Source organism: Methylobacterium oryzihabitans (genome assembly GCF_004004555.2).
Taxonomy (GTDB): Bacteria; Pseudomonadota; Alphaproteobacteria; order Rhizobiales; family Beijerinckiaceae; genus Methylobacterium; species Methylobacterium oryzihabitans.
In genome coordinates this window covers 12,722-34,833 of record NZ_SACP01000019.1, presented here as the reverse complement: position 1 = coordinate 34,833, position 22,112 = coordinate 12,722, and the positions used below count along the sequence as shown (strand labels likewise).

Here is a 22,112-nt window from a genome sequence, read left to right as displayed (position 1 = left end):
CTCAGCCGGCCCGCCGCGCGAACCCGGCGAGCGAGGGCGCGAGGGCGACCCGGTCGCGGCCCTCGCGCTTGGCCCGGTAGAGCGCCGCGTCGGCCGCCGCCACCAGGAGGGCGGGCGCGCTGGCGGGCCCGGGCAGAGCCGCGGCCACGCCGACGCTGACCGAGACCCGGCCCGAGGCCGGCCCGTGGGCGTGGGGCCGGTCGAGCCGTGCCACCGCCTCGCGCGCCGCCTCCGCGACGCGCCGCGCCTCCTCGGCCGTGGCGCCGGGCAGCAGCAGGGCGAACTCCTCGCCGCCGTACCGGGCCGCGAGGTCGCCCCCACGCCGCACCGCGCCCGCCAGGGCGCCCGCGACCGCGGCGAGGCAGGCGTCGCCCTCGGGATGGCCGTAGGCGTCGTTGAACGCCTTGAAGTGGTCGATGTCGACGAGCAGCAGCGAGACCGGGGCGCCCGAGCGGGCGGCGCGGCGCCATTCCCGTTCCAGCGCGGCGTCGAGGCTGCGGCGGTTGGCGAGGCCGGTGAGGCCGTCGGTCGTCGCCATCGCCTGCAACCGCGCCTCGACCGCCTCCTGGCGCCGGATCAGGCGGACGAGCCAGGCACCGAGCCCGCCGACGAGCAGGGAGCCGAGCCCCGCCGCGCCGAGGCGGGCCAGGGTGTCGCGGCGCCACGGCGCCAGCGCTTCCTCCCGCGCCGCCGCCACGACGACCACCAGCGGCGCGTGCGCGGCCCCCGCGTAGCCGCCCAGCCGCTCGACGCCGTCGAGAGTCGAGACGAAGGCGTAGGTGCCGGTCGGTGCCTCGGGCAGGTGCCGGTGCAGGATGGCGCCGAGGCCGGAATCGCCGCCGATCCGGCTCTCGTCGACGGGCTGCCGCGACAGCAGGGTGGCGTCCTCGCCGAGAAGGGTGATCGACCCCTTCGCACCGATCTGGAACGGGGCGTAGGTGTCCGAGAAGTAGCTCGCGGCCAGCGTCACCAGCGCGACCCCGGCGAAGCTGCCGTCCGGGGCGTCGATCCGGCGGGAGACCGGGATGATCCAGTGGCCGCGCGACCGGCTGCGCACCGGCTGGCCGACCGCGACCGCGGGGCTCGGATCGGCCTTGTGGCGCCGGAAGTAGTCGCGGTCGCCGTTGTTGGCGTTGGCCGGCGAGGCCGGTGCCGAGCTGGCCATCCAGCGGCCCTCGGCGTCGAACAGGAACAGGCCGCCGAGGCGCGGCATGGTCGCGACCGCGGAGACCATCAGCCGGGTCAGGCGCTCGCGGTCGCCCATGCCGTCGGCCTCGACGCGCTCGACGAGGTCGCCGAGGGCGAGCCCGGCGATCCCGACGGTGTCGTCGGCGTGCTGGGCGAGGGAGCGCGCGAGCGTCAGCGTCGTCTCCTCGATCCGCCGGATCTCGGTGTCGCGCTCGCTCCAGGCCCGCCAGACCTCGAGTCCGAAGAAGCTGCAGCAGAGCGCACACACGAAGATGGCCGCCCAGAGTGCGAGCGAACGCCGCAACCGTCTGTCCCCCACCACTCCGCGATCCGACGCCGTTCCGTCGATCGCCGCGCCTCCGGAACCGGAATGTCGCGGCCAGAGATGAATTTCTCGCCAAGACCACGCCGAGAAGGCCACCGATCGTCTGTCCGGCCGGAGCCGGCGGCACGACGGGCTGTCCGTCGCCGGTTGTCGCCAGAGGGGGGCGTCGCTACCTAACCCCTTGCGCGACCGGCCGGGCCGGCGCGCAGGCGCCCGGGCGCGCACGGATTTCCCACCGCCGGCGCGGCCTGCGCCCCGGCGGGCCAATGCTGAGGGGTATCGACGGTGAAGGACGCGGAGACCGACCTCCTGAAGCTCGCGGCCCTCGATGCGGACGACCTCGCGGTCATCTCGGCGCACCTGCAGGACGCGCTGCTGCGGGCCGGCGACCTCGCCTACCTGCCGAAGGAACGCCGCTTCGCCCTGGTGGCGCGCCGCTTCGACTGGGCGGCGCCCGACGGCGTGCCGCCGCGGCGCCGGCTGACCGGGCTGCATTTCGAGCGCGTGCTCGGCGTGCGCGCCCGGGGCGTGCCGCGCGACGCGCACGACACCGTGCTGTCGCTGCTCGCCGTCACCTTCGAGCCCGGCGAGGCGCCGTCGGGCAGCGCGACCCTCGTCTTCGCCGGCGGCGCCGCGATCCGCCTCGACCTCGAATGCATCGAGGCGGCGATGCGCGACCTCGGCCCGGTCTGGCAGGCCGAGAGCCGGCCGAGCCACGCCGCCGGGGACGCGCTCCCCCTCGACGCCGCCTGAAATCTCTGCCAGTGGCGGCCCGGCCGACCGCCAGGACCGCGCCGAGACCCTTCCAGGACCCCCCGATGCTGCGCCTCGATTCCCGCGATCCCGATTTCGGGCCGAGTTTTGCCCGCCTGCTCGCGGTCAAGCGCGAGGTGGCCGAGGACGTCGACGAGGCGGTCCGGGCGATCATCGCCGAGGTGGTGGCGCGCGGCGACGACGCTCTGGTCGACTACAGCCGCCGCTTCGACGGCCACGGCCCGGACTTCTCCGCCGCCTCCCTGCGGGTGAGCGAGGCGGAGATCGAGGCGGCTTTGCGCGAGGCTCCCCCCGAGGCCCTCGACGCCCTGCGGCTCGCCCGCGCGCGCATCGAGAGCTTCCACCGCGCCCAGGTGCCCGGCGACCGCCGCGAGACCGACGCGCTGGGCGTCACGCTGGGATGGCGCTGGACCGCCCTCGAATCGGTCGGCCTCTACGTGCCCGGCGGCACCGCGAGCTACCCGTCCTCGGTGCTGATGAACGCGGTGCCGGCCAAGGTCGCGGGCGTGCCGCGGATCGCCATGGTGGTGCCCACCCCCGGCGGCGTCACCAACCCGCTGGTGCTCGCCGCCGCCCGCCTCGCCGGGGTCGACGAGATCTTCCGGGTCGGCGGGGCGCAGGCGGTGGCGGCGCTCGCCTACGGCACCGCCACGGTCGCGCCGGTGGCCAAGATCGTCGGGCCGGGCAACGCCTACGTGGCGGCGGCCAAGCGCCGGGTGTTCGGGCAGGTCGGCATCGACATGATCGCCGGCCCGTCCGAGGTGCTGATCCTCGCCGACGGACACGCCAACCCGGACTGGGTCGCCGCCGACCTGCTCGCCCAGGCCGAGCACGACGCCGCCGCCCAGGCGATCCTCGTCACCGACAGCGACGCGCTGGCCGACGCGGTGGCGCGGGCGGTCGAGGGCCAGCTCGCGACCCTGCCGCGGGCCGACATCGCCCGGGCGAGCTGGCGCGACTACGGCGCGATCGTGCGGGTCGAGCGCCTCGCCGACGCGATCCCGCTGGTCGACCGGCTGGCGCCGGAGCACCTCGAGATCGAGGCCGCCGACGCCGAGGCCCTGGCGGCGCGGGTGCGCAATGCCGGCGCGATCTTCCTCGGCGCGCACACGCCCGAGGCGATCGGCGACTACGTCGGCGGCCCCAACCACGTCCTGCCGACCGCGCGCTCGGCCCGGTTCTCCTCGGGCCTCGGCGTCCTCGACTTCATGAAGCGCACGACGCTCCTGTCCTGCACTCCCGAGGCCCTGCGGGCCCTCGGCCCGGCGGCGGTCGCCCTCGGGCGGGCCGAGGGGCTCGACGGCCACGCCCGCTCGGTCGCGATCCGGCTGAATCTCTGACCTGACCCACCGTCCAGCTTGCGCTGCGGCCCGGTCTCGCTTCTCTTGGGGCGGATCTTGGGGAAGACCGGGCGCCGGCGGCCCCGCGGGAGAGTGTGACCTGATGACGAGCGACGCGCCCGATCCGCGCCAGCGGCTCGCCGCCGTGACCCTCGACGAGGAGTCGATCGGCCGCGGCAACCCGGACCAGGAGCACGAGCGCGCCATCGCGATCTACGACATCCTGGAATCCAACCGCTTCGCGGTCGCCAACCACGACGGCGGCCCCTACGCGCTCCGCCTCGGCCTCGTCGAGAACAAGCTCGCGTTCCAGATCGCCACCGAGTCCGGCGAGCCGGTGATGACGCATCTCCTGTCGCTGACGCCGTTCCGCGGCGTGATCCGCGACTACGACATGATCTGCGACAGCTACTTCAAGGCGATCCGCACCGCCTCCCCGACCCAGATCGAGGCGATCGACATGGGCCGGCGCGGCGTCCACAACGAGGCGTCGGACCTGTTGCGCCAGCGGCTCGAGGGCAAGGTCGAGATCGACCACAATACCGCCCGGCGCCTGTTCACGCTGATCTTCGCCCTGCACTGGAAAGGCTGAGGCCGGCCATGGCGGGGCCCGGCGGCGAGGCGGGGCGGCGCGTGCAGTCGGTGCTGTTCGTCTGCAACTTCAACGCCGTGCGCTCCGCCGCGGCGGAGGCGCTGGCGCGGCACTATTTCGGCCGCTCGGTCTACGTGCAGTCGGCCGGCGTCCGCGGCGGCGAGCCGGCCGACCCGTTCATGGTCGCGGCCCTCGACGAGATCGGCATCGACGGCAGCCGCCACCGCCCCCGCACCCTGGAGGAGCTGGAGGAGTGGGAGGGGCTGAACTTCGACCTGATCGTCTCGCTGTCGCCCGAGGCCCACCACGCCGCCCTCGAACTGACCCGCACCGCGGCGGCGGAGGTCGAGTACTGGCCGACCCCGGACCCGACGATCGTCCAGGGCTCGCGCGAGCAGCGCCTCGATGCCTATCGCGACGTGCGCGACGGGCTGAGCTTCCGCATCCGCCAGCGGCTGCGCTGACGCGCCGCCTCCGCGGCTGACGCAGCACCCCGCAGCAACGCGATGACGTTCCGGCTGGACGGCAACGGCGGAATCGGAAATTCTCTACTGCCCCGCTTCGCCGAATCACGATCCTGTCCGCGGAAGCGGTGGCCAAAGCAGGAGGGGACGTCATGGTTGCTCGCACTCTGCTCACCCTCGCGGCGGTCCTGACCGCCACGGTCCTGGCCGCCACGACCGCGGCCGTCGCGCAGGAGAAGGCCTGCGGCCAGTTCTGTCAGCACTGCGTGGACGAGCTCGGCATCCCGCGCGACGCGGCGGGCGCGCCCCAGTTCAAGAAGTCGCCGGTCAGCAAGGCGTCGTTCCGGGAATGCATCGCGCGCTCGGCCCCCAACGGCGGCGTTCATCACGGCGGCAACGGGAAGCGGGCGGGAGCGCGGTAGGCCGCGGAGCCGGCGAACCCAAGATCCACGAGTGCAGGATCCACGAGTTGCAGAAGGGGCGAGCGATGGCCAAAGCCTACTGGGTCGCGACGTATCGATCGGTCAGCGATCCCGACGCGCTGGCGGCCTATGCCGCGTTGAGCGGACCGGCGATCGTCGCGGCCGGCGGACGCATTCTCGTGCGCGGCTTGCCGGTGCACGTCTACGAGGAAGGGCTGACGCAGCGCACCGTCGTCATCGAGTTCGACAGCGTGGAACAGGCGAAGGCGGCGCATGACAGCGAGGCCTACCAGGAAGCGCTCGCCGCCCTGGCCGGCGGCGCCCAGCGCGACATCCGGATCGTCGAGGCCGTCCCGACCTGACCGCCGTTGTCGGAGCGTGCCGCGGGTGGCGACCGATCCGCGTCGCGCGGGAACCGACCCGTGCCTACAACCCCAGCGCCCGCCCCGCCATCACCGCGGCGAGCCCGGCCACGATCGCCGCCAGCTCGAACCGGGTCAGCGCCATCACGGCGGCGGCCGCGACGAGGCCGGCGAGGCCCGGGATGCCGGCCGAGAGACCGGTCGGCAGGGCGGTCGCGATCACGATCGAGCCCGGCAGGGCGCGCAGGCCGCGCTCGACCCGGGGCGTGAGCCGCACCCGGCTCATCAGCACCACGCCGGAGGCCCGGCACAGATAGGTGACGAGGGCGAGCATCAGGATCGCCAGCGGCGTGCCGAACGGGCCGGCGAGGAGCGCGTCGATCACCGCGGCGCCCCGTCGTCGAGGAGGAGGCCGGTGACGAGGCCGGCCACCGCGCCCGCGGCGATGAAGCCGTAGCCCGGCACCAGCCGCTGCACGATCAGGGCGGTCACCCCGGAGACGAGCCAGGGCAGGGCCGGCCGGGCGCCGCGCCACAGCGGCGCCAGCATCGCGGCGAAGAACACCGGCAGGATCATGTCGAGGCCGTAGGTCCGCGGCTGCGTCACCAGCGCCCCGGCGAAGTGGCCGGCGACCGTCGACAGGACCCAGAGCGGCCACAGGCCGAAGCCCGCCCCGAACAGCACCCCGAGGTCGCGCCCGCCCTCGGCGCGGTGGCGCACGCCGATGAGCCAGCTCGCATCGACCAGCACGAACAGGGTGAGCGCCGTGCGCCACACCGGTGCCCCGCGCATCCACGGCTGGATCGTCGCGCCCATCAGGATCATCCGGGCGTTGATGAGCGCGGTGACGGTCATCGCCGAGAGTAGCAGGCCGAGGTTCCAGGGCCGGCCCCAGACCTCGAGCGTCACCATCTGGGCGGCGCCGGCATAGACCAGCGCGCTGGTCGCGGCGGCCTCGCCGGCGGTGAGGCCGCGCTGGGCCGCCGCCGCCCCGAAGGCGGCGCCGAACACCGCGATGCTCGGCCACAGCGGCAGGCTGGCGCGCAGCCCGATCATCAGGCCGGCGCGCGTGAACGGCGCGGCGGCCGGCGGCGTTGTCTGGGGCATGGCTCCGGGAGGGCGTGACCGGACGGCGCCGTTCCTGTGCCCGGTGGCGGGGGGAGCGTCAATGCGCGCCCGAGCGGGGCGCGTTGCACCCGGCGCAACGCCCGGTGCTCAGTCCAGGACGATCGCTTGAGCGATTGTCCTGCGGTCGCCTTCAGGGCGCCGCTTGATGGCGGGCGCGGTGCGCTCTGCGCCCGAAGAGCGCCCCGCGGAGTGGGTTCGAGGGGACGAATGTCCGCTCGAACGCGTAAGCGGAGCGCAAGCCAAGTGAGCGAACGCCGGCGCCTGAGGCCAAGCGGGAACCAGGGCGATCGCTCCGAAGCGATGGCCCTGCCGCTCAGTCGAGCCGCCGGATCGCCGTGATCGCCCCGAAGCTCGTCGCCCGGATCCGGGCGGCGGCCTCCGCCAGGGGCTCGATCGCCACCGCCATGTGGTGGCCGTTGGCGTGGATGAGGCGGGTGGCGTCGAGCATCAGCCCGACATGGCCGCGCCAGAACACGAGGTCGCCGCGGGCGAGTCCCGACAGGTCGTCGCGCACCGGCACCGGCCGGCCGAGCGCCCGCTCCTGCATGTCGGCGTCGCGCGGCGCGGCGCGGCCGGCGGCGAGGAGCGCCGTCTGCACCAGCCCGGAGCAGTCGAGGCCGAGGGGGCTGCGCCCGCCCCACAGGTAGGGCACGCCGACGAACCGCTCGGCGGTGCCGGCGTGATCGGGAGCCGTCTCGGCGAGGCCGGCGAGGTGGCGGGCGAACACGTATCCGCCGTCGTCGAGGCGGGCGTAGTCGCCCTCCTGCCCCTCGACGCGGACCAGCGCCCCGAGGCCGAGAGCGGCGAGCGGCGGCCGCTTCAGGTCGGGCGCCGGGTAGACGAAGCTGCGCAGGGCGGCGAGGCGGTGCGTCGGCACCGGGTCGGGCTCGCCGAGCGCCTCCGCCGGCAGGTAGCCGACATAGCCGTCCTGGACCAATTGCGCATAGGCCCAGCCGTTCCGGACCTCGTAGACCGAGACGGCCTCCCCTTGCAGGGCCTCGGTGTCGAGGGCGGCATCCGGGCCCGGCGCCCGGCGCAGCGGCGCGACGGGGACGCGGATCCGCCGGGGCGTGGCGGCGACGTAGCGGTCGGCCGCGACCACGCCGCGGAGGCGCTCGTCGGCGAGGTCGGGACGCGCCGGCGTCAGGCGCGGGTCGCGGGCGGCGGGAGAGGCGGAGAGGTCGGTCACGGGCGCGACTCTTGCAGGCCTGCCCCGGCCCGGACAAGGCCGGTCGCAACTGGCTCGACGGGCCGGCGTCTGCGACAATCTGACCCGAGGCGGCGCGGGGGCGGCCCCGTCGGGCCATGGCGGGCGGATTCGCGAGATTTGTCCGAGGCGTAGCCGTACGACGCAGCCGCCGCGATGCAACCATCCCCGCGATTTGCGGGTTTGGCATCCGCGTGCTGCACTGCAACAATTGCTGCAGTTGCGATAAGGGGGGACGATGATGATGAACCGTTCCACGAAGAAGTCCGCCGACAAGCAGCGGGCGCTGCCGCCGATCCGGGTGCGCAAGGAGCCGCCGACCGTCGCCGAGGCGGTGACGGCGGCCCAGGACCTGTCCGACGACATCGAGCAGCAGGTCGAGATCGCCGCCGGCCTGATCGGCCTGCCGCCCGAGGAGGTGCGCCCGCACGTGCTCCAGGCCGCGCGGCCGAAGACGCTCCGCGCGCCGGAGCGGATCATCAGCTCGGGCAGCGGCCTGCGCGGTCCGCGCACCGTCGTGGTCGAGCGCAAGGTGGTGCGCCCGACCATCGAGCGCCGCACCCGCCCGATCTTCCCGTCCCGCTGACGCCGGCCGCGGCGGCGGTCAGACCCGCCGCGCGGTCACCGCGCGCGCGATCACCGCGACCGGGCCGCCGCCGTCCGGCCCCTGGTGCTCGGCGCCGCCGGACACGAACAGGTCGGTGAGGCCCGTCAGTCCGCCCAGCGCCCCGGCGACGAAGCCGCGGGCGTGGCGCGTCGCGCTGATGTCGGAATCGGTCAGCATCGTGTGCCGGTGCCCGCGGATCAGCCCGTCGGAGGACGCCTCCGCCTTGGCGAGGACCGCCGCCAGCCGCCCACGGTCGGCTTCGCGGACCCGCCCGCCCGCGAAGCCGAGGCGCTCCAGGCACTCCGCCACCGGATCGACGTCGATCCCGTCGGCCATCACCGCATGGTCGATGACCAGCGGCCCGGTCCAGTCCGGCGACATCCCCATCACGACGATCTCGTGGTCGAGCAGCTCGACCCCGGCCGAGGCGCCGCAGCGCCGGGAATACAGCGAGAGGTCGCGCCCGGCCGGGGCCGCGCCGAGAGCCTCGTCCGGCACCTCGCCGAGGGCGAGGGCGGCTCCGAGGGCGGAGGCGCCCCGCGACAGGCCCATCGACTTCAGGGTGTCGGCGGTCAGCGGCTCGGCGCCGCGGGCGCGGGCGTCGAGGATCCGCTCCGAGGTCAGGAGCGGGCATTTCACCTGCACGTAGTGCACGTTTTCCGGGCACAGTGCCGCCTCCGTCATCGCCGCGCGCACGCCGGCGGCGACGAGGTCGACCTGCTCGCGCCGCCCGAGATGCTCCGGCGGCAGGACCGGCGTGCGCGCCTGCCCGATGGCGAGCGCCGGCCCGGTGCCCTCCCCGGGCGCGGCGCTGAAGACCAGCCAGTGCGGCGACAGCCCGCCCTCGGTCCCGCCCGACATCACCATGGCGATGCGGTCGGCGCCGCCGGGCGGCAGCAGCGGGGCGAAGAACGCCCGCAGGGCGTGGACGCCGAGCGCCCGGGTGAAGTCGTTGACGCAGCCGTTGCCCTCGGTCTTGGCGAACACCGCCACCACCGCGGACGGGTCGAGCCGCCCCTCCGCCACCGCAGCGGCGAGCGCCGACACGTCGTCGGGGGCGGACATCGGCAGGCGCAGCAGGTCGGCGCGGCGGGACATGGGCAAAACTCCGTGGGAACGCGGCGGCCCCGGGGCAGCAACCGATATGCCACCGGTCCGCGGTCCGGTCCTTGCCTCGGGCAGCGCCGAACCGTGCCGCGTGTCCGAGGGCCCCGATGTCTCCATCCCCCGATCCCGCCGCCCTCGGCGCCTACGTCGACGCCGCCGCGCCGCTCCTCGGCCTCGCGATCGCCCCGGACTGGCACGAGGGGGTGGTCGCCCACCTGTCGGCGATCCTCGCCGCGGGCGCGCGCTTCGACGGCTTCGCCCTGCCCGACGAGGCCGAGGCGGCCCCGGTCTTCGAGGCCGCGCCGTGACCGCGGCCGAGATCGCCGATGCCGTCGCCTCCGGGCGGCTCACCGCCCGCGCCGCCGTCGCCGACGCCCTCGCCCGCATCGCGGCCCTCGACGGGCGGGTCAACGCCTTCACGGACGTGACCGGCGAGCGCGCCCTCTCGGCCGCCGACGCCCTCGACGCCCGCCTCGCCCGCGGCGAGCCCGTCGGTCCGCTCGCCGGGGTGCCGTTCGCGGTCAAGAACCTGTTCGACGTCGCCGGCCTGCCGACCCGGGCCGGCAGCCGCATCAACCGCGAGCGCCCGCCGGCCGGGCGCGACGGCGCCCTGGTGCGCCGGCTGGAGGCGGCGGGCGCGATCCTCGTCGGCGCCCTCAACATGGGCGAGTACGCCTACGACTTCACCGGCGAGAACGTCCACGACGGCCCGAGCCGCAACCCGCACGACCTCGCCCACATGAGCGGCGGCTCGTCCGGCGGCTCCGGGGCGGCGCTGGCCGCCGGCCTGGTGCCGCTGACGCTCGGCTCCGACACCAACGGCTCGATCCGGGTGCCCTCGGCCTTCTGCGGCTGCTTCGGCCTCAAACCGACCTACGGCCGCCTGAGCCGGGCCGGCAGCTTCCCGTTCGTCGGCAGCCTCGACCATCTCGGGCCGATGGCCCGCAGCACCCGCGACCTCGCCCTGGCCTACGACGCGATGCAGGGCCCCGACCCCGACGACCCGGTGGCGACCCGCCGGCCGGCCGAGCCGGTCCTGCCCGGGCTGGAGGCCGGCACCGGGGACCTGCGCATCGCGGTCGCCGGCGGCTACTTCGCCCGCGGCGGCGACCCGGAGGTGTTCGAGGCCGTGCGCCGGGCCGCCGAGGCCCTCGGGGCCGCGGCGGTGGTCGAGATCCCGGAAGCCGCGCGGGCGCGGGCCGCAGCCTACGTCATCTCGGCGGCGGAGGGCGCCGCGCTCCACCTCGACCGCCTGCGGACGCGGGCCGCGGATTTCGACCCGGCGGTGCGCGACCGGCTGCTCGCGGGGGCGATGATCCCGGCGCCGCTGGTCGAGCGGGCGCAGAAGTTCCGGCGCTGGTATGCCGGCGCGGTCGCCGCCCTGTTCGAGACCGTCGACGTGGTCCTCGCCCCCGCCACCCCGTGCCGGGCACCCCGCGGCGGCGAGACCACCCTGGTCCTCGACGGGGTGGCGATGCCGCTGCGGCCGAATATCGGCGTGTTCACCCAGCCGCTCTCGTTCATCGGGCTGCCGGTGGCGGCGGTGCCGGTCTGGCCCGAGGCCGGGCTGCCGGTCGGCGTCCAGGTGGTGGCGGCGCCCTGGCGGGAGGACCGGGCGCTGCGGGTCGCCCGGGCGCTGGAGGCGGCGGGGCTTGCGCGGGCCCCGGTGGCGGTGGGAATGGAGAGCCCGCCGCAGGAGGCCGCATGACCACCGAGACCGACGATCCCGCCGTGAAGGCCGAGGTGGAGGCCGCGTTCGCGGCCTACGAGGCGGCGCTGGTCGGCAACGACGTCGCGACCCTCGAAGCCCTGTTCTGGGACGATCCCCGCACCATCCGGTATGGCGGCGGCGAGAACCTGTACGGCATGGAGGCGATCCGGGCCTTCCGCCGCGCGCGCTCCCCGGCCGGACTCGCCCGCACCTTGTCGCGCACCGTCATCACCACCCACGGGCGCGATTGCGCCACCGCCATGACCCTGTTCCACCGCGAAGGCAATCCCGGCGCGGTCGGCCGGCAGAGCCAGACCTGGCGGCGCTTCCCCGACGGCTGGAAGGTCGTCGCCGCCCATGTCAGCGTGATCCCGGACCCGGAGGGCGCCGGCGCATGACCCCGGCGGCCGGAACCCGGCTGTGGCTGCGCGATCCCCTGGCGATCCTCGCCGAGGGGGCCGCGGGCGGGATCGTGGTCGCGGGGTCGCGCATCGTCGAGCGCGTCGCCGGCGGGGCGCGGCCGGCCGGCCCGGTCGACGCGGTGTTCGATGCGTCCCGCCACGTCGTGATCCCGGGCCTCGTCAACACCCACCACCACTTCTACCAGACCCTGACCCGGGCCCACCCGGCGGCGCTCGGCAAGCCGCTGTTCCCGTGGCTGAAGGCGCTCTACCCGGTCTGGGCGGCACTGAACCCGGAGGCGTTCCGGCTTGCCTGCCGGCTGGCCTACACCGAACTCCTGCTCTCCGGCTGCACCACCGCGGCCGACCACCACTACGTGTTTCCGCGCGGGCTGGAGCGGGCCATCGACATCCAGGTCGAGGAGGCGCGGGCGCTCGGCATCCGCGCCTGCGTCACCCGCGGCTCGATGAGCCTGTCGGAGCGCGACGGCGGCCTGCCGCCGGAGGCGCTGACCCAGGACGACGATACCATCCTGGCCGATTGCGAGCGGGTGCTCGGCCTGTTCCACGATCCCGCCCCCGGCGCGATGGTGCAGGTGGCGCTGAGCCCGTGCTCGCCCTTCGCGGTGACGCGGCGGCTGATGCGCGACAGCGCGACGCTGGCCGAGCGGCACGGCTGCCGCCTGCACACCCATCTCGGCGAGACCCGGGACGAGGACGCCTACTGCCTGGAGGTCTTCGGGATGCGGCCGGTCGACTACCTCGACGAGGTCGGCTGGCTCTCCGGCCGGACCTGGCTCGCCCACGGCATCCATTTCGACGACGGCGAGGTCGCCCGGCTCGGGCGGGCCGGGGTCGGGATCTGCCACTGCCCGACCTCGAACATGGTGCTGGCCTCGGGCCGCTGCCGCACCTGCGAACTGGAGGCCGCCGGCAGCCCGGTCGGGCTCGGGGTCGACGGCTCGGCCTCGAACGACGCCTCGAACCTCATCGAGAGCGTGCGCCACGCCCTGATGCTCGGCCGGCTCACCTACGGGGCGGAGGCGGTGAGCCACCGCGACGCCCTGCGCTGGGCGACCGAGGGCTCGGCCCGCTGCCTCGGCCGCGACGACATCGGCCGGATCGACGAGGGCCGCGAGGCCGACCTCGCCCTGTTCACCCTCGACGACCTGCGCTTCTCCGGCGCCCACGACCCGCTCGCCGCCCTGGTGCTGTGCGGCGCGAGCCGCGCCGACCGGGTGATGGTGGCGGGGCGCTGGCGGGTGGTGGACGGCGCGCCGGTCGGAATCGATACCGGCGCCCTGCGCGAGGCGCACCACCGCACCGCCCTGGCCCTGTTCGGCGCGGCCTGATCGCTACTTCTTGCGCGAGCCCTTGCGGCGGGCGCCGGCGGCCCGGATGAGGGCGGCAAGCCCGGCCTCGGTCACCGCCTCGGCGGCCTCCGGCACGCCGAACCAGCGGCTCTCGCGCTCGTGCCGCTCGGGCCAGGTCGCGAGCTGCTTGCGGACCTCGAGCTGGTAGACCTGGACCTGGCACAGCACGGTGTCGCGGCTCTTCAGGCGCTTGTCGTAGAAGTAGCTGCCGATCGCCCGCTTATCGACCCGGCCGATCAGGCCGGCCTCCTCGTAGGCTTCCCGGGCGGCGGCGTCGGGGTGCTTCAGCCCCTTCATCGGCCAGCCCTTCGGGATCACCCAGCGCCGGGTCTCGCGGGAGGTGATGAGCAGCACCTGAAGGCCGCCGCCCTCGGGGTCGGGCCGGGTCGGCAGCACGCCGACCTGAAGCCGGGCCACCGTCTCGGTGCCGGTCCACGTCGCCGCGAGGCCGGTCAGGGTCCGCAGGCTCTTCATGCGCCGCCAACGCCCGTCGGCAGGCCCGGTTCGTCGCCGCTGTCGAGGAAAGGTTCGGTCACGTCGCGAATCGCACATCCGGTGCCGCCTGCGCGGTCGGGACCCGACCGGAGCGCAGCGGCCCCTCCCCTTAGGACGAGGCGCCCGGGCGCTTCAAGGCGAAATTGTTAACCGGCTAACCTCCGGCGGCTGCGGATCCCGCCGGGCGGGTCACCCCTCGCCGCTCAGGGCGCCGATCAGCTCGTCGAGATGGCCGCGCAGCACCGCGATCTCGCGTTCCGACATCCTGATCTGGCGCACCACCTCGCGGCGCACGCCCACCGCCTCCTGGCGCAGGGCCGCCCCTTGCTCGGTCAGGCTGATCTCGACCTCGCGCTCGTCCTCCTGGCGCCGGGTCCGGCGCACGAAGCCGGCGGCCTCCAGGCGCTTGAGCACCGGCGTCAGCGTGCCGGAATCGAGCCGCAGCCGGCGGCCGATCTCCGACACCGTGAGGCCGTCGCTCTCCCACAGCACGATCAGGACGAGGTATTGCGGATAGGTGAGTCCGAGGCGTTCCAGCAGCGGCCGGTAGCACTTCGTCATCCGGTGGGAGGCGGCATAGAGGGCGTAGCAGAGCTGATTATCGAGGCGGAGCAGATCGACGCCTGGAGAAACGGGCTCAAGAGAGTTCATGCACACACCATCACCAATCGCCGCCGGAACTGGCCGGACCGACGCGCACCCGGACGTATCGAGTACCGTTATCATAAAATCTCCGTGATCTGAACCGCGTCCTGAGCATGTGTCCGGCACGGAACGACTTGGATCCCGAAGCGGCACAGGGGCAACGCGCCGCCCGCGGCCGCCTCACAGCGCCAGCCGGGACCACTGGCCGAGAAAGCCGTCCTCGTCGTCGAGGGTACGCAGGTCGAGCCGCACCGCACCGTCGCCGACCCGCCCGATCACCGGGACCGGCAGGGCGCGCAGGGCGGCGGCCGCCCGCGCGGGCCAGGAGCCCGGCCGCCCGGAGGGCGGGCGCAGCACCAGGGCGGCGCTCGGCACGGTCTCGACCGGCAGGGCCCCGGAGCCGATCTGGCTGCGGCACGCCTCGACCGCGACCGTGCCGCGGCCGCCGAGGGCCGCGGCGACCGGCGGGCCCAGGCGCTCGGCCTGGGCGCGGATCTCGTCGGCCGGCCGGGTGAGCAGCCGCAGGGTCGGCAGCCGGGTCGTGAGGTGTTCGGGCTGGAGGTAGAGCCGCAGCACCGCCTCGAGGGCCGCCAGCGTCATCTTGTCGACCCGCAGCGCCCGCTTGAGCGGGTTGCGGCGGACCCGGGCGACGAGGTCACGGCGCCCGGCGACGATCCCGCACTGCACCCCGCCGAGGAGCTTGTCGCCGGAAAACAGCACGAGGTCGGCGTGGCGCAGGGTCTCGGCGACGGTCGCCTCCCGCGGCAGGCCGTAGCCCGACAGGTCGATCAGGCTGCCGCTGCCGAGATCGACGACGAAGGGCAGGCCGCGCGCCCGGCACAGGGCGCCGAGCGCCGCGTCGTCGGCGGCCGCGGTGAAGCCGCGGATCTCGTAGTTGCTCGGGTGGACCCGCATGACGAGGCCGGTGCGCGGGCCGATCGCCTCCTCGTAGTCGCGCAGATGGGTGCGGTTGGTGGTGCCGACCTCGCGCAGGCGGCTGCCTGCCCGGGCCATCACGTCCGGGACCCGGAACGAGCCGCCGATCTCGACCAGTTCGCCGCGCGACACCGGCACCTCGCGGCGCAACGCGAGGGCGTTGAGCACCAGCAGCACCGCGGCGGCGTTGTTGTTGACGACCGTCGCCGCCTCGGCGCCGGTGAGGCGGGCGATCAGCGCCTCGGCGTGGCCGTCGCGCTCGCCCCGGCGCCCGGTGGCGAGGTCGAATTCGAGGTTGCTCGCCCGGGTCATGACGGCCGCGACGGCCTCGGCCGCCTCCGGCGGCAGCAGGGCGCGGCCGAGATTGGTGTGCAGCACCGTTCCGGTGAGGTTGAACACCGGCCGCAGCGACGGCGACAGCCAGCGCCCGACCTGCCGCAGGGCGGCGGCCGCCAGCGCGTCCGGCTCGCCCCCCTCCCCTCGCTCCCGCGCCTCGGCGACCACCGCCCGCACCGCCTCGGTGACGAGGCTGCGGCCGTGGTCGCGGATCGCGACCGCGAGGTCGGGATGGCCGAGCAGGCGCTCGACCGCGGGCAAGCGGGGGGTGGGCGGGGCGTCGGTCATCGGGATCCGGACCATGGGGGCGGGAGCCGCCGACGATTCGGTCCGCCGGCAACCAGGTCGCTCAGGCCAGCCCCACCGCCGCCAGCGCGAAGGCGTAGATCAGCCCGACCTCCTCCAGCCGGTCGAAGCGGCCGGCGGCGCCGCCGTGGCCGGCCTCCATGTTGATGCGCAGCAGGACCGGGCCGCCGCCGGTCATCGTGGCGCGCAGGCGCGCGACCCACTTCGCCGGCTCCCAGTAGGTCACCCGCGGGTCGGTGAGACCGCCGAGCGCGAGGATCGCCGGGTAGGAGACCGGCCGCACGTTGTCGTAGGGCGAGTACGACAGGATGGTCTCGAAGGCGGCCGGGTCGGCGCCGGGATTGCCCCATTCGGGCCATTCCGGCGGGGTCAGCGGCAACTCGCCGTCGAGCATCGTGTTGAGCACGTCGACGAACGGCACGTCGGCGACGATGCCGGCGAAGAGTTCCGGCGCGAGGTTGGCCACCGCTCCCATCAGCATGCCGCCGGCGCTGCCGCCATGGGCGACGATGCGGCCGGGCCGGGTGTAGCCGGCCTCGGCCAGCGCCCGCCCGCAGGCGACGAAGTCCGAGAAGGTGTTGGGCTTCTTCTCGCGCTTGCCGTCGAGGTACCAGCGCCAGCCCTTCTCGGTGCCGCCGCGGATATGGGCGATGGCGTAGACGAAGCCGCGGTCGACCAGCGAGAGCGGGTTGGTGCGGAACGCCGCCGACATCAGCGAGCCGTAGGAGCCGTAGCCGTAGAGCAGCAGCGGCGCCGAACCGTCCAACGGCAGGTCGCGGCGGTGCAGCAGCGAGATCGGCACGCTCTCGCCGTCCGGCGCGGTGGCGAACAGGCGCCGGGTGACGTAGTTCGCCGGATCGTGGCCGCTCGGCACGTCCTGGCGCTTGCGCAGGGTGCGCTCCCGCGTGGCGAGGTCGTAGTCGTAGGTCTCGGCCGGCGTCGTCATCGACGAGTAGCTGAACCGGATCGTGTCGGTGTCGAACTCGTAGCCCGGCGACAGGCCGAGCGAGTACGCCTCCTCGGCGAAGGCGACGGTGTGCTCGGCGCCGGTTTCGGCCTCGCGCACGATCAGCCGCGGGCGGGCGTTCTCCAGTTCGAGCCGCACGAGGTGGCGCGCCAGCACGTGCTGGAACCGGATCATCACGCCGGTCCGGTGCGGGATCAGGTCGCGCCACCGCGCCCGGCCGGGATCGGCGAGCGGCGCCACCGCGATCTTGAAGTCCTCGGCGCCGTCGGCGTTGGTGAGGATCATCAGCTCGTCGCCGCGATGCTCGACCGAGTAGATCAGCTTCGGCTCGCGCGCCGACACCGTCCGCAGCCGGTCGCCGGGACGGGCGCGGTCGACGAGGTGGACCTCGGCGGTCTCGTGGTCGCTCGCCGTGATGGTGAGGAAGGCGCCGGACTGGGTCTGGTCGATATGGACGAAGAAGCCGGAATCCGGCTCGGTGTAGACCGTCTCGTCCTCGCTCTGCGGCGTGCCGAGGCGGTGCAGCATCACCTTGGCCGGGCGGTGGTTCTCGTCCACGGCGACGTACCAGAACGCCGTGCCGTCGGCGCTCCACACCGCCTCGCCGGAGGTCGCCACCACGGTCTCGTCGCGATCGGTGCCTGTGGCGAGGTCGCGGACCCGGATGGTGTAGAGTTCCGAGCCCTTGGTGTCGGCGCTCCAGGCGAGCAGGGCGTGGTCGTCCGAGTGCGCCGCGCCCGCGAGGCTGAAGAAGGCGAGCCCCTCCCCTTCCCGGTCGCCGTCGATGAGGATCGTCTCGCCCGCGCCGCCGAGATCCGCCACCGCGATGCCGGCGATCCCGGCGCTGTCGCGCCGGCACACCAGGGGATGCTGCCCGCCCTCGCGGTAGCGGGTGTAGTAGGCGAACGGCCCGTCGGTCTCCGGCACCGCGCCGTCGTCCTCGCGGATGCGCCCGCGCATCTCGGCGACGAGCGTCTCGCGCAGCGATCCCGTACCGGCCAGCGCCGCCTCGGCGTAGGCGTTCTCCTGCTCCAGGTAGGTGCGGATCTCCGCCGGCAGCGCCGCCGGGTCCTTCAGCACCTCCTTCCAGTTCGCCGCCTTCAACCAGGCGTAGTCGTCCGCGATGGTGCGGCCGTGCACCGTGAACGGCGCCGGGCGGGCGGGGGCGACGGGGGCGGAGGCGGAGGGGCGGAGCAGGGTCATGCGGGCAACCGGGCGAGCGTCGATCCCGTGCCATGTGCCGCGCGCCCGGGCCCGCGGCAAGGGGAGGTCAGGCCGCCACCGCCACCCGCTCGGCATCGGCCCGGATCCGCTCCATCATCGCCCGGGCGCCGTTGGAGCGCTGGGCGGTGAGGTGCTCGGACAGGCCGAGGCGGCGGAACAGGGCGAGGGCGTCGGCCTCCCGGGCGTCGCGGGCGGTGCGGCCGTCGAAGAACGCGATCAGCACCGCCACCACGCCCTTGGTGATGTGGGCGTCGCTGTCGCCGAGGAAGTTCAGCCGCGGCTCGGGGCCGGAGCGGTCGACCCGCGTCTCCAGCCAGACCTGGCTGGCGCAGCCGCGGACGCGGTTGGCCTCGCTGTGAGCCTCCTCGGGCATCGGCGGCAGCTTGCGGCCCAGTTCCATGAGGTACTGGTGGCGGTCGTCCCACTCGTCCAGGAACTCGAAGTTCGACACGATCTCGTCGATGGGCGGCAGCATGGATGACCCTGGCGGCGCGAAGAATCGGTGGGATGGCCAGGATATAGGTGGCGGCGCCGCCGCCGGCCAGCCGGGCTCAGGGCGCCCGCAGGGTGGTGTCGGCCGGCAGGGTCAGTTCCAGCGGCGCCTCGGCGGTGGCCTGACCGGTGGCGGTGATCTCGGCCTGGGCGGCGTAGGCGGCGATCAGCCGGGGGCCGAGGCGCGGCACCGAGGCCGGGGCCGCCTGCCCGGTGCCGCCGCTGGAGACGATCAGCACCCGCACCGGGTCCGCGTCAGCCGGGATGGTCACCGTGATCGCGCAGGCGACGCTCTCGGCGGTGGCGTCGAGGCATTCCGCGACGATCTCGGCCATGATCATGCCCAGCGCGTTGGCCGTGCGCGGCGGCAGCAGGGCGCTGCGCCCGACCACGACCTTGATGTTGATCCGGCCGGTGCGGCGCAGTTGCGCGAGGCCGTGGCCGAGGCGGTCGAGATACTCGGCGAGGTCGATGCTGGCGATGTGCGGCGCCTCGTGCAGGTGCTGCTGCACCAGCGCGATCGCCCGCACCCGCTGGCCCAGGGCCTCGAAGGCCGGGCGGCACGCCTCGTGGGCGGCACGGCCGTAGAGACCGATCAGGCTCACCATCACCTGCAGGTTGTTGCGGACCCGGTGATAGACCTCGGCGAGCAGGGTCTCCTTCTCGGCCAGCGCCAGGGCGGCGTGCTCCTCGGCGGCCTTGCGCTCCGAGATGTCGAAGCAGGCGCCGAAATAGCCCTTCACCTCCCCGGCCTCGACCAGCGGCTGGGCGTGGCAATGGACCCAGCGGTAGCAGCCGTCGTGGCGCCGCAGGCGGAACTCGACCGTGAACGGGTCGCGGCTCGTCCCGGCCGCCGCCATCGCGGCGGCGTGGCCCGGGCGGTCGTCGGGATGCAGGCCGTCGAGCCAGCCGGAATCGGCCTCCTCGGCGGCCGCGCGCCCGCGGAAGCGGCTCCAGGCGGGATTGACGTAGAGGCAGCGCGCGGCGGTGTCGGCGTGCCAGATCAGCAGGCCGGCGCCCTCGGCGAAGCGGCGGAACGCCTCGCCGCTCAGCCCGGGAGTGCCGCTGTCGTCCGGCGCTGCTGCATCCGCGGCCATGCTGCCGACCCTTCGTTGCCCTTCGAGACCCAGGAGGCCGTTCAACGTTCCCGCCCTACCGCCGTTCCGCCCCGGCGTCCACCTCGGGGTCCACCTGCGTCAGCGCTGGTTGATCGCGAGGCGGCCGGGCCCGGCGGCGCAGATCATCAGGAGGCCGCCGATGATCGACAGGTTCTTCATCGCGTGGATCTGGTTCTGGCGCAGGGCGTCGCCGGTCATGTGCCAGAAGTCGTGGAACAGCACGATGGTGGCGGCGGTGAACACCGCCAGCAGCAGGGCGGCCGCCCGGGCGTAGAAGCCGAGGGCGATGAGCAGGCCGAGGCCGAGTTCGGCCGCGATGGCGAGGTACGCGAGGACCTGCGGGTAGGGCAGGCCCTTGCCGGCGACCGCCGCGCCCACGCCGCCCGGGTTCATCACCTTGCCGGCGCCGGAGACGACGAACAGCACCACGACGAGGATGCGGGCGACGGTGATCAGGATCGGGCTCATCGACGGCTCCAGGGCGTGAGACCCCTCGATAGGAGCCGCCCGCGCGAACCGTCAAGCTCGTGGCGCGATCAGCGGATGCCGGTCCAGTCGGCCGGGTTGGCGCGGGCGCGGCCGCGGGCAGCCCCCTCGCCGGGGATGTAGCGCGACAGGTCGGCGGCGCGGGCGGCGATCCAGCTCGCGTGCTGCGCCGTCGGGGTGACGGCGGTGAAGCCGCCGCAGGCGGTGCGGACCCGGCCCTGCTGGGCGGCGCCGCTCGACCAGCTCACCACCCCGATGAGCTGGTAGCCGCCCGGCCCCCCGCGCAGGATCGGCCCGCCGGAATCGCCGAGGCAGGCCCCCGCCCCGGCGGTCTCGGCCCGGCCGCGCCGGTCGGCGACCACCGTCACGGTGTTGGCGACCTGCAGCTCGCCGAGGGAGACGAGGCGCGCCTCGCGCAGCACCCGGGCGGTGCTGCGGCGGTTCTCCGCGACCACGCCGTAGCCGGCGATCTCGACCGGGTCGCCGGGCGAGATCTCGCCGCCGCGCAGGTCGAGGGGGGTGAAGTCCCCGCCCAGCGGCTCGCTGAGCTTGAGGAGAGCGAGGTCGATGCCGGGCTGGGTCTCGGGCGTGGTGCCGGGCACGAAGTCGGGATGCATCGCCGCCGCGACGGCGCGCAGGCGGCGCGGCCGGAAGCCGCGGTCGGTCGCGACCACCCAGTAGCCGGCCTGATGCATGACGCAATGGGCGGCGGTGAGGACGAGGTCCGGGCTGATGAGCGAGCCGGAGCACATCTCGCCGGTGGTGCTCTCGATCCGCACGACGGAGCCGCGCAGCCCGTCAGGGTCGCGGGAGACGGCGCCCTGGACCACCGCCCCGGCCCCGGCGGACCAGCCGGCGAGGGGAACGGCCGCCAGGACGGCGAGGGCGGAGCGGCGGAGGGAGAGCAGGGAGCGCATGTCTCGAACCTAGAAGCGTGCGGCCACGCTCGACAAGTGAAGTCTCGCACCGGGCGGAGAGTTCCGCACCGCGCGGTCCCGGTTTGGTGTGCAGTTCACTCCCAGCGCGCCGCCGCGCCCCAGCCTGCCAACGTGCGGTCGATCCAGGCCCGCTGCGGGCCGACGAGCACGCCCTGGGTGGTGCCGCCGCAGCCGCCGCGGCCGCTGGCCCAGGTCGTCACCGCGACGACGCGGCCGTCGCGGGCGATCGGGCCGCCGGAATCGCCGGTGCAGGCCCCCTCGGCGGGCCGCGCGCCCTTGAGCCAGAGCAGGATCCGGCTCGGTCCGTAGGGCTCGACCACCAGCAGGGGCAGGGTGCGGAACGTGCCGCTGCTGCGGGCGTCGCCGGGCGCCGCGACGCCGTAGCCCCCCAGCCGGGTCTCGGTCCCGGCACCGGGCGCGGAATCCGCGAGGGTCGCGGCGGAGAAGCGCGGCGGCAGCGGCGTCGCGGTGCGCAGGAGCGCGAGGTCGATCGAGCGCCGCCGGGCGGCCACGGCGCCGGCATCGTAGCCGGGATGGACCGCGGCGGCGGCGAGCGGCACCAGCACCGGGCCGCCGGCCTCGTCGCGAAAATGCACCCGGTGCTCGGCGCCCGGCGCGGCGCAATGGCCAGCCGTCAGCACCGCGTCGGGCCCGACCACGACGCCCGAGCACACCCCGCCGCGGGAGGACAGCACCATCACGCTCGACCGGGCCAGGGGGTCGTCCGGCGCCGGCCCGCCGCCCGAGACCGCGAGCGCCGGCAGGCCGGAGGCGAGCAGGCCCATGGCCGCCCAGAGACACCGCATCGGTTCGGACCCTCCCCGCGCGGCCGGATCACGGCGCGCGGGCGAGAAAATCCTCGATCAGGCCCGCCGGGGCAAGGCAGCCGGTGCAGACCGACGCGATGGCACGGTTGGCCCGCGCGGTGACCCGGGCCTCGAACGCCGCGCGGGCGGCGAGTGCGGCGTCGGGATCGATCGTCCCGTCGAACGCCGCGGTGCCGAGGGGGCGGACGCGGATCGTCAGCGGCGCCTGCGCCTCCTGCGCGCCGGCGGGCGGGACGGCGAGCAGGGTACCGAGCACCGCGGCGGCGAGCGGGCGGAACGGGACGGACGGCACGGGCGCGGGCTCCCTGCTGCGGCCCCCGCTCCGGCCGGCCGAATCGCGG

26 protein-coding genes are annotated in these 22,112 nt (G+C 74.8%); 11 read left to right on the top strand and 15 right to left on the bottom strand.

The window, feature by feature from the left end:
• Position 1: 1 nt before the first annotated feature.
• Positions 2-1,456, bottom strand: a complete 1,455-nt coding sequence (locus tag EOE48_RS18545) for a GGDEF domain-containing protein (protein ID WP_187371467.1) — start codon at positions 1,454-1,456, stop codon at positions 2-4.
• 342 nt (positions 1,457-1,798) lie between these two features.
• Here EOE48_RS18545 and EOE48_RS18540 point away from each other — a divergent pair, with 342 nt between their 5' ends.
• The 6 genes from EOE48_RS18540 to EOE48_RS18515 all read left to right on the top strand — a co-directional run bounded on the left by EOE48_RS18540 (position 1,799) and on the right by EOE48_RS18515 (position 5,467).
• Positions 1,799-2,266: a DUF2948 family protein gene (locus tag EOE48_RS18540; RefSeq protein WP_127731866.1), complete on the top strand. Its 468-nt coding sequence runs from the start codon at positions 1,799-1,801 to the stop codon at positions 2,264-2,266.
• A gap of 65 nt (positions 2,267-2,331) precedes the next feature.
• Positions 2,332-3,627 (top strand): histidinol dehydrogenase, encoded by a 1,296-nt coding sequence (hisD, locus tag EOE48_RS18535; protein ID WP_127731864.1) that lies wholly within the window; start codon positions 2,332-2,334, stop codon positions 3,625-3,627.
• Between the two features lie 103 nt (positions 3,628-3,730).
• On the top strand, positions 3,731-4,219 hold the full coding sequence (locus EOE48_RS18530; protein WP_127731862.1) for a UPF0262 family protein: 489 nt from the start codon (positions 3,731-3,733) through the stop codon (positions 4,217-4,219).
• A gap of 8 nt (positions 4,220-4,227) precedes the next feature.
• Entirely contained in the window at positions 4,228-4,683 is a 456-nt protein-coding gene (locus EOE48_RS18525; protein ID WP_127731860.1) for an arsenate-mycothiol transferase ArsC, read from the top strand.
• A gap of 152 nt (positions 4,684-4,835) precedes the next feature.
• Entirely contained in the window at positions 4,836-5,105 is a 270-nt protein-coding gene (locus EOE48_RS18520; RefSeq protein WP_127731858.1) for a hypothetical protein, read from the top strand.
• A gap of 65 nt (positions 5,106-5,170) precedes the next feature.
• On the top strand, positions 5,171-5,467 hold the full coding sequence (locus EOE48_RS18515; protein WP_127731856.1) for a DUF1330 domain-containing protein: 297 nt from the start codon (positions 5,171-5,173) through the stop codon (positions 5,465-5,467).
• Positions 5,468-5,531: 64 nt separating this feature from the next.
• Here EOE48_RS18515 and EOE48_RS18510 read toward each other — a convergent pair whose 3' ends face one another.
• The 3 genes from EOE48_RS18510 to EOE48_RS18500 form a co-directional block, all read right to left on the bottom strand.
• Positions 5,532-5,852, bottom strand: coding sequence for an AzlD family protein (locus tag EOE48_RS18510; RefSeq protein WP_127731854.1), 321 nt, complete (start codon positions 5,850-5,852; stop codon positions 5,532-5,534).
• Positions 5,849-6,574 (bottom strand): AzlC family ABC transporter permease, encoded by a 726-nt coding sequence (locus EOE48_RS18505; RefSeq protein ID WP_127731852.1) that lies wholly within the window; start codon positions 6,572-6,574, stop codon positions 5,849-5,851. Before EOE48_RS18505 ends, EOE48_RS18510 begins: the two co-directional genes overlap by 4 nt.
• A 334-nt stretch (positions 6,575-6,908) precedes the next feature.
• Positions 6,909-7,784, bottom strand: coding sequence for a C40 family peptidase (locus EOE48_RS18500; RefSeq protein ID WP_127731850.1), 876 nt, complete (start codon positions 7,782-7,784; stop codon positions 6,909-6,911).
• A gap of 262 nt (positions 7,785-8,046) precedes the next feature.
• On the opposite strand from EOE48_RS18500, the gene EOE48_RS18495 reads away from it, so the two are divergent.
• A complete protein-coding gene (locus tag EOE48_RS18495) occupies positions 8,047-8,388 on the top strand; it encodes a hypothetical protein (protein WP_127731848.1) in 342 nt (113 codons plus the stop codon).
• An 18-nt stretch (positions 8,389-8,406) separates the two neighbouring features.
• Here EOE48_RS18495 and atzD read toward each other — a convergent pair whose 3' ends face one another.
• Positions 8,407-9,507, bottom strand: a complete 1,101-nt coding sequence (atzD, locus tag EOE48_RS18490; RefSeq protein WP_127731846.1) for a cyanuric acid amidohydrolase — start codon at positions 9,505-9,507, stop codon at positions 8,407-8,409.
• 116 nt (positions 9,508-9,623) lie between these two features.
• Here atzD and EOE48_RS18485 point away from each other — a divergent pair, with 116 nt between their 5' ends.
• The 4 genes from EOE48_RS18485 to EOE48_RS18470 are packed head-to-tail and all read left to right on the top strand — an operon-like array spanning position 9,624 to position 12,980.
• The gene (locus EOE48_RS18485; RefSeq protein WP_127731844.1) at positions 9,624-9,824 is read left to right on the top strand and encodes a DUF4089 domain-containing protein; all 201 of its coding nucleotides are present in this window, start codon (positions 9,624-9,626) and stop codon (positions 9,822-9,824) included.
• Positions 9,821-11,224, top strand: coding sequence for an AtzE family amidohydrolase (locus tag EOE48_RS18480; RefSeq protein ID WP_127731842.1), 1,404 nt, complete (start codon positions 9,821-9,823; stop codon positions 11,222-11,224). Before EOE48_RS18485 ends, EOE48_RS18480 begins: the two co-directional genes overlap by 4 nt.
• Positions 11,221-11,625 (top strand): oxalurate catabolism protein HpxZ, encoded by a 405-nt coding sequence (hpxZ, locus tag EOE48_RS18475; RefSeq protein WP_127731840.1) that lies wholly within the window; start codon positions 11,221-11,223, stop codon positions 11,623-11,625. The genes EOE48_RS18480 and hpxZ overlap by 4 nt, the downstream gene beginning before the upstream one ends.
• Positions 11,622-12,980 carry an 8-oxoguanine deaminase gene (locus EOE48_RS18470; RefSeq protein ID WP_127731838.1) on the top strand — a complete coding sequence of 453 codons (1,359 nt, stop codon included), beginning with the start codon at positions 11,622-11,624 and terminating at the stop codon, positions 12,978-12,980. Before hpxZ ends, EOE48_RS18470 begins: the two co-directional genes overlap by 4 nt.
• 3 nt (positions 12,981-12,983) lie before the next feature.
• Here EOE48_RS18470 and EOE48_RS18465 read toward each other — a convergent pair whose 3' ends face one another.
• From EOE48_RS18465 to EOE48_RS18420, 10 genes are all read right to left on the bottom strand, one after another.
• On the bottom strand, positions 12,984-13,475 hold the full coding sequence (locus tag EOE48_RS18465) for an NUDIX hydrolase (protein WP_127731836.1): 492 nt from the start codon (positions 13,473-13,475) through the stop codon (positions 12,984-12,986).
• A 210-nt stretch (positions 13,476-13,685) separates the two neighbouring features.
• Positions 13,686-14,147 carry a MarR family winged helix-turn-helix transcriptional regulator gene (locus tag EOE48_RS18460; RefSeq protein ID WP_127731834.1) on the bottom strand — a complete coding sequence of 154 codons (462 nt, stop codon included), beginning with the start codon at positions 14,145-14,147 and terminating at the stop codon, positions 13,686-13,688.
• A gap of 174 nt (positions 14,148-14,321) precedes the next feature.
• Positions 14,322-15,701 carry an L-seryl-tRNA(Sec) selenium transferase gene (gene selA, locus EOE48_RS18455; RefSeq protein ID WP_127731832.1) on the bottom strand — a complete coding sequence of 460 codons (1,380 nt, stop codon included), beginning with the start codon at positions 15,699-15,701 and terminating at the stop codon, positions 14,322-14,324.
• A 61-nt stretch (positions 15,702-15,762) separates the two neighbouring features.
• Positions 15,763-17,889 carry a S9 family peptidase gene (locus EOE48_RS18450; RefSeq protein ID WP_127731829.1) on the bottom strand — a complete coding sequence of 709 codons (2,127 nt, stop codon included), beginning with the start codon at positions 17,887-17,889 and terminating at the stop codon, positions 15,763-15,765.
• A gap of 67 nt (positions 17,890-17,956) precedes the next feature.
• Positions 17,957-18,385 carry a SufE family protein gene (locus EOE48_RS18445; protein WP_127731827.1) on the bottom strand — a complete coding sequence of 143 codons (429 nt, stop codon included), beginning with the start codon at positions 18,383-18,385 and terminating at the stop codon, positions 17,957-17,959.
• A 76-nt stretch (positions 18,386-18,461) separates the two neighbouring features.
• Positions 18,462-19,499: a sensor histidine kinase gene (locus EOE48_RS18440; protein WP_127731825.1), complete on the bottom strand. Its 1,038-nt coding sequence runs from the start codon at positions 19,497-19,499 to the stop codon at positions 18,462-18,464.
• A gap of 99 nt (positions 19,500-19,598) precedes the next feature.
• Positions 19,599-19,988, bottom strand: coding sequence for a DoxX family protein (locus EOE48_RS18435; protein ID WP_127731823.1), 390 nt, complete (start codon positions 19,986-19,988; stop codon positions 19,599-19,601).
• Positions 19,989-20,056: 68 nt separating this feature from the next.
• Positions 20,057-20,923, bottom strand: coding sequence for a S1 family peptidase (locus EOE48_RS18430; protein ID WP_127731821.1), 867 nt, complete (start codon positions 20,921-20,923; stop codon positions 20,057-20,059).
• Between the two features lie 95 nt (positions 20,924-21,018).
• Positions 21,019-21,750: a trypsin-like serine protease gene (locus tag EOE48_RS18425; protein ID WP_127731819.1), complete on the bottom strand. Its 732-nt coding sequence runs from the start codon at positions 21,748-21,750 to the stop codon at positions 21,019-21,021.
• Between the two features lie 28 nt (positions 21,751-21,778).
• Positions 21,779-22,063: a hypothetical protein gene (locus EOE48_RS18420; RefSeq protein WP_127731817.1), complete on the bottom strand. Its 285-nt coding sequence runs from the start codon at positions 22,061-22,063 to the stop codon at positions 21,779-21,781.
• Between the last annotated feature and the right edge of the window lie 49 nt (positions 22,064-22,112).

Excerpts from the sequence above, each read along its gene's own strand:
- EOE48_RS18495 (WP_127731848.1), top strand. The coding sequence starts at position 8,047 with ATGAACCGTTCCACGAAGAAGTCCGCCGACAAGCAGCGGGCGCTGCCG.
- selA (WP_127731832.1), bottom strand. The coding sequence starts at position 15,701 with ATGACCGACGCCCCGCCCACCCCCCGCTTGCCCGCGGTCGAGCGCCTG.
- EOE48_RS18525 (WP_127731860.1), top strand. The coding sequence starts at position 4,228 with ATGGCGGGGCCCGGCGGCGAGGCGGGGCGGCGCGTGCAGTCGGTGCTG.
- hpxZ (WP_127731840.1), top strand. The coding sequence starts at position 11,221 with ATGACCACCGAGACCGACGATCCCGCCGTGAAGGCCGAGGTGGAGGCC.
- hisD (WP_127731864.1), top strand. The coding sequence starts at position 2,332 with ATGCTGCGCCTCGATTCCCGCGATCCCGATTTCGGGCCGAGTTTTGCC.
- EOE48_RS18520 (WP_127731858.1), top strand. The coding sequence starts at position 4,836 with ATGGTTGCTCGCACTCTGCTCACCCTCGCGGCGGTCCTGACCGCCACG.
- EOE48_RS18505 (WP_127731852.1), bottom strand. The coding sequence starts at position 6,574 with ATGCCCCAGACAACGCCGCCGGCCGCCGCGCCGTTCACGCGCGCCGGC.
- EOE48_RS18470 (WP_127731838.1), top strand. The coding sequence starts at position 11,622 with ATGACCCCGGCGGCCGGAACCCGGCTGTGGCTGCGCGATCCCCTGGCG.
- EOE48_RS18460 (WP_127731834.1), bottom strand. The coding sequence starts at position 14,147 with ATGAACTCTCTTGAGCCCGTTTCTCCAGGCGTCGATCTGCTCCGCCTC.
- EOE48_RS18435 (WP_127731823.1), bottom strand. The coding sequence starts at position 19,988 with ATGAGCCCGATCCTGATCACCGTCGCCCGCATCCTCGTCGTGGTGCTG.
- EOE48_RS18425 (WP_127731819.1), bottom strand. The coding sequence starts at position 21,750 with ATGCGGTGTCTCTGGGCGGCCATGGGCCTGCTCGCCTCCGGCCTGCCG.
- EOE48_RS18485 (WP_127731844.1), top strand. The coding sequence starts at position 9,624 with ATGTCTCCATCCCCCGATCCCGCCGCCCTCGGCGCCTACGTCGACGCC.
- EOE48_RS18450 (WP_127731829.1), bottom strand. The coding sequence starts at position 17,889 with ATGACCCTGCTCCGCCCCTCCGCCTCCGCCCCCGTCGCCCCCGCCCGC.
- EOE48_RS18530 (WP_127731862.1), top strand. The coding sequence starts at position 3,731 with ATGACGAGCGACGCGCCCGATCCGCGCCAGCGGCTCGCCGCCGTGACC.
- EOE48_RS18465 (WP_127731836.1), bottom strand. The coding sequence starts at position 13,475 with ATGAAGAGCCTGCGGACCCTGACCGGCCTCGCGGCGACGTGGACCGGC.
- EOE48_RS18430 (WP_127731821.1), bottom strand. The coding sequence starts at position 20,923 with ATGCGCTCCCTGCTCTCCCTCCGCCGCTCCGCCCTCGCCGTCCTGGCG.
- EOE48_RS18445 (WP_127731827.1), bottom strand. The coding sequence starts at position 18,385 with ATGCTGCCGCCCATCGACGAGATCGTGTCGAACTTCGAGTTCCTGGAC.
- EOE48_RS18515 (WP_127731856.1), top strand. The coding sequence starts at position 5,171 with ATGGCCAAAGCCTACTGGGTCGCGACGTATCGATCGGTCAGCGATCCC.
- atzD (WP_127731846.1), bottom strand. The coding sequence starts at position 9,507 with ATGTCCCGCCGCGCCGACCTGCTGCGCCTGCCGATGTCCGCCCCCGAC.
- EOE48_RS18440 (WP_127731825.1), bottom strand. The coding sequence starts at position 19,499 with ATGGCCGCGGATGCAGCAGCGCCGGACGACAGCGGCACTCCCGGGCTG.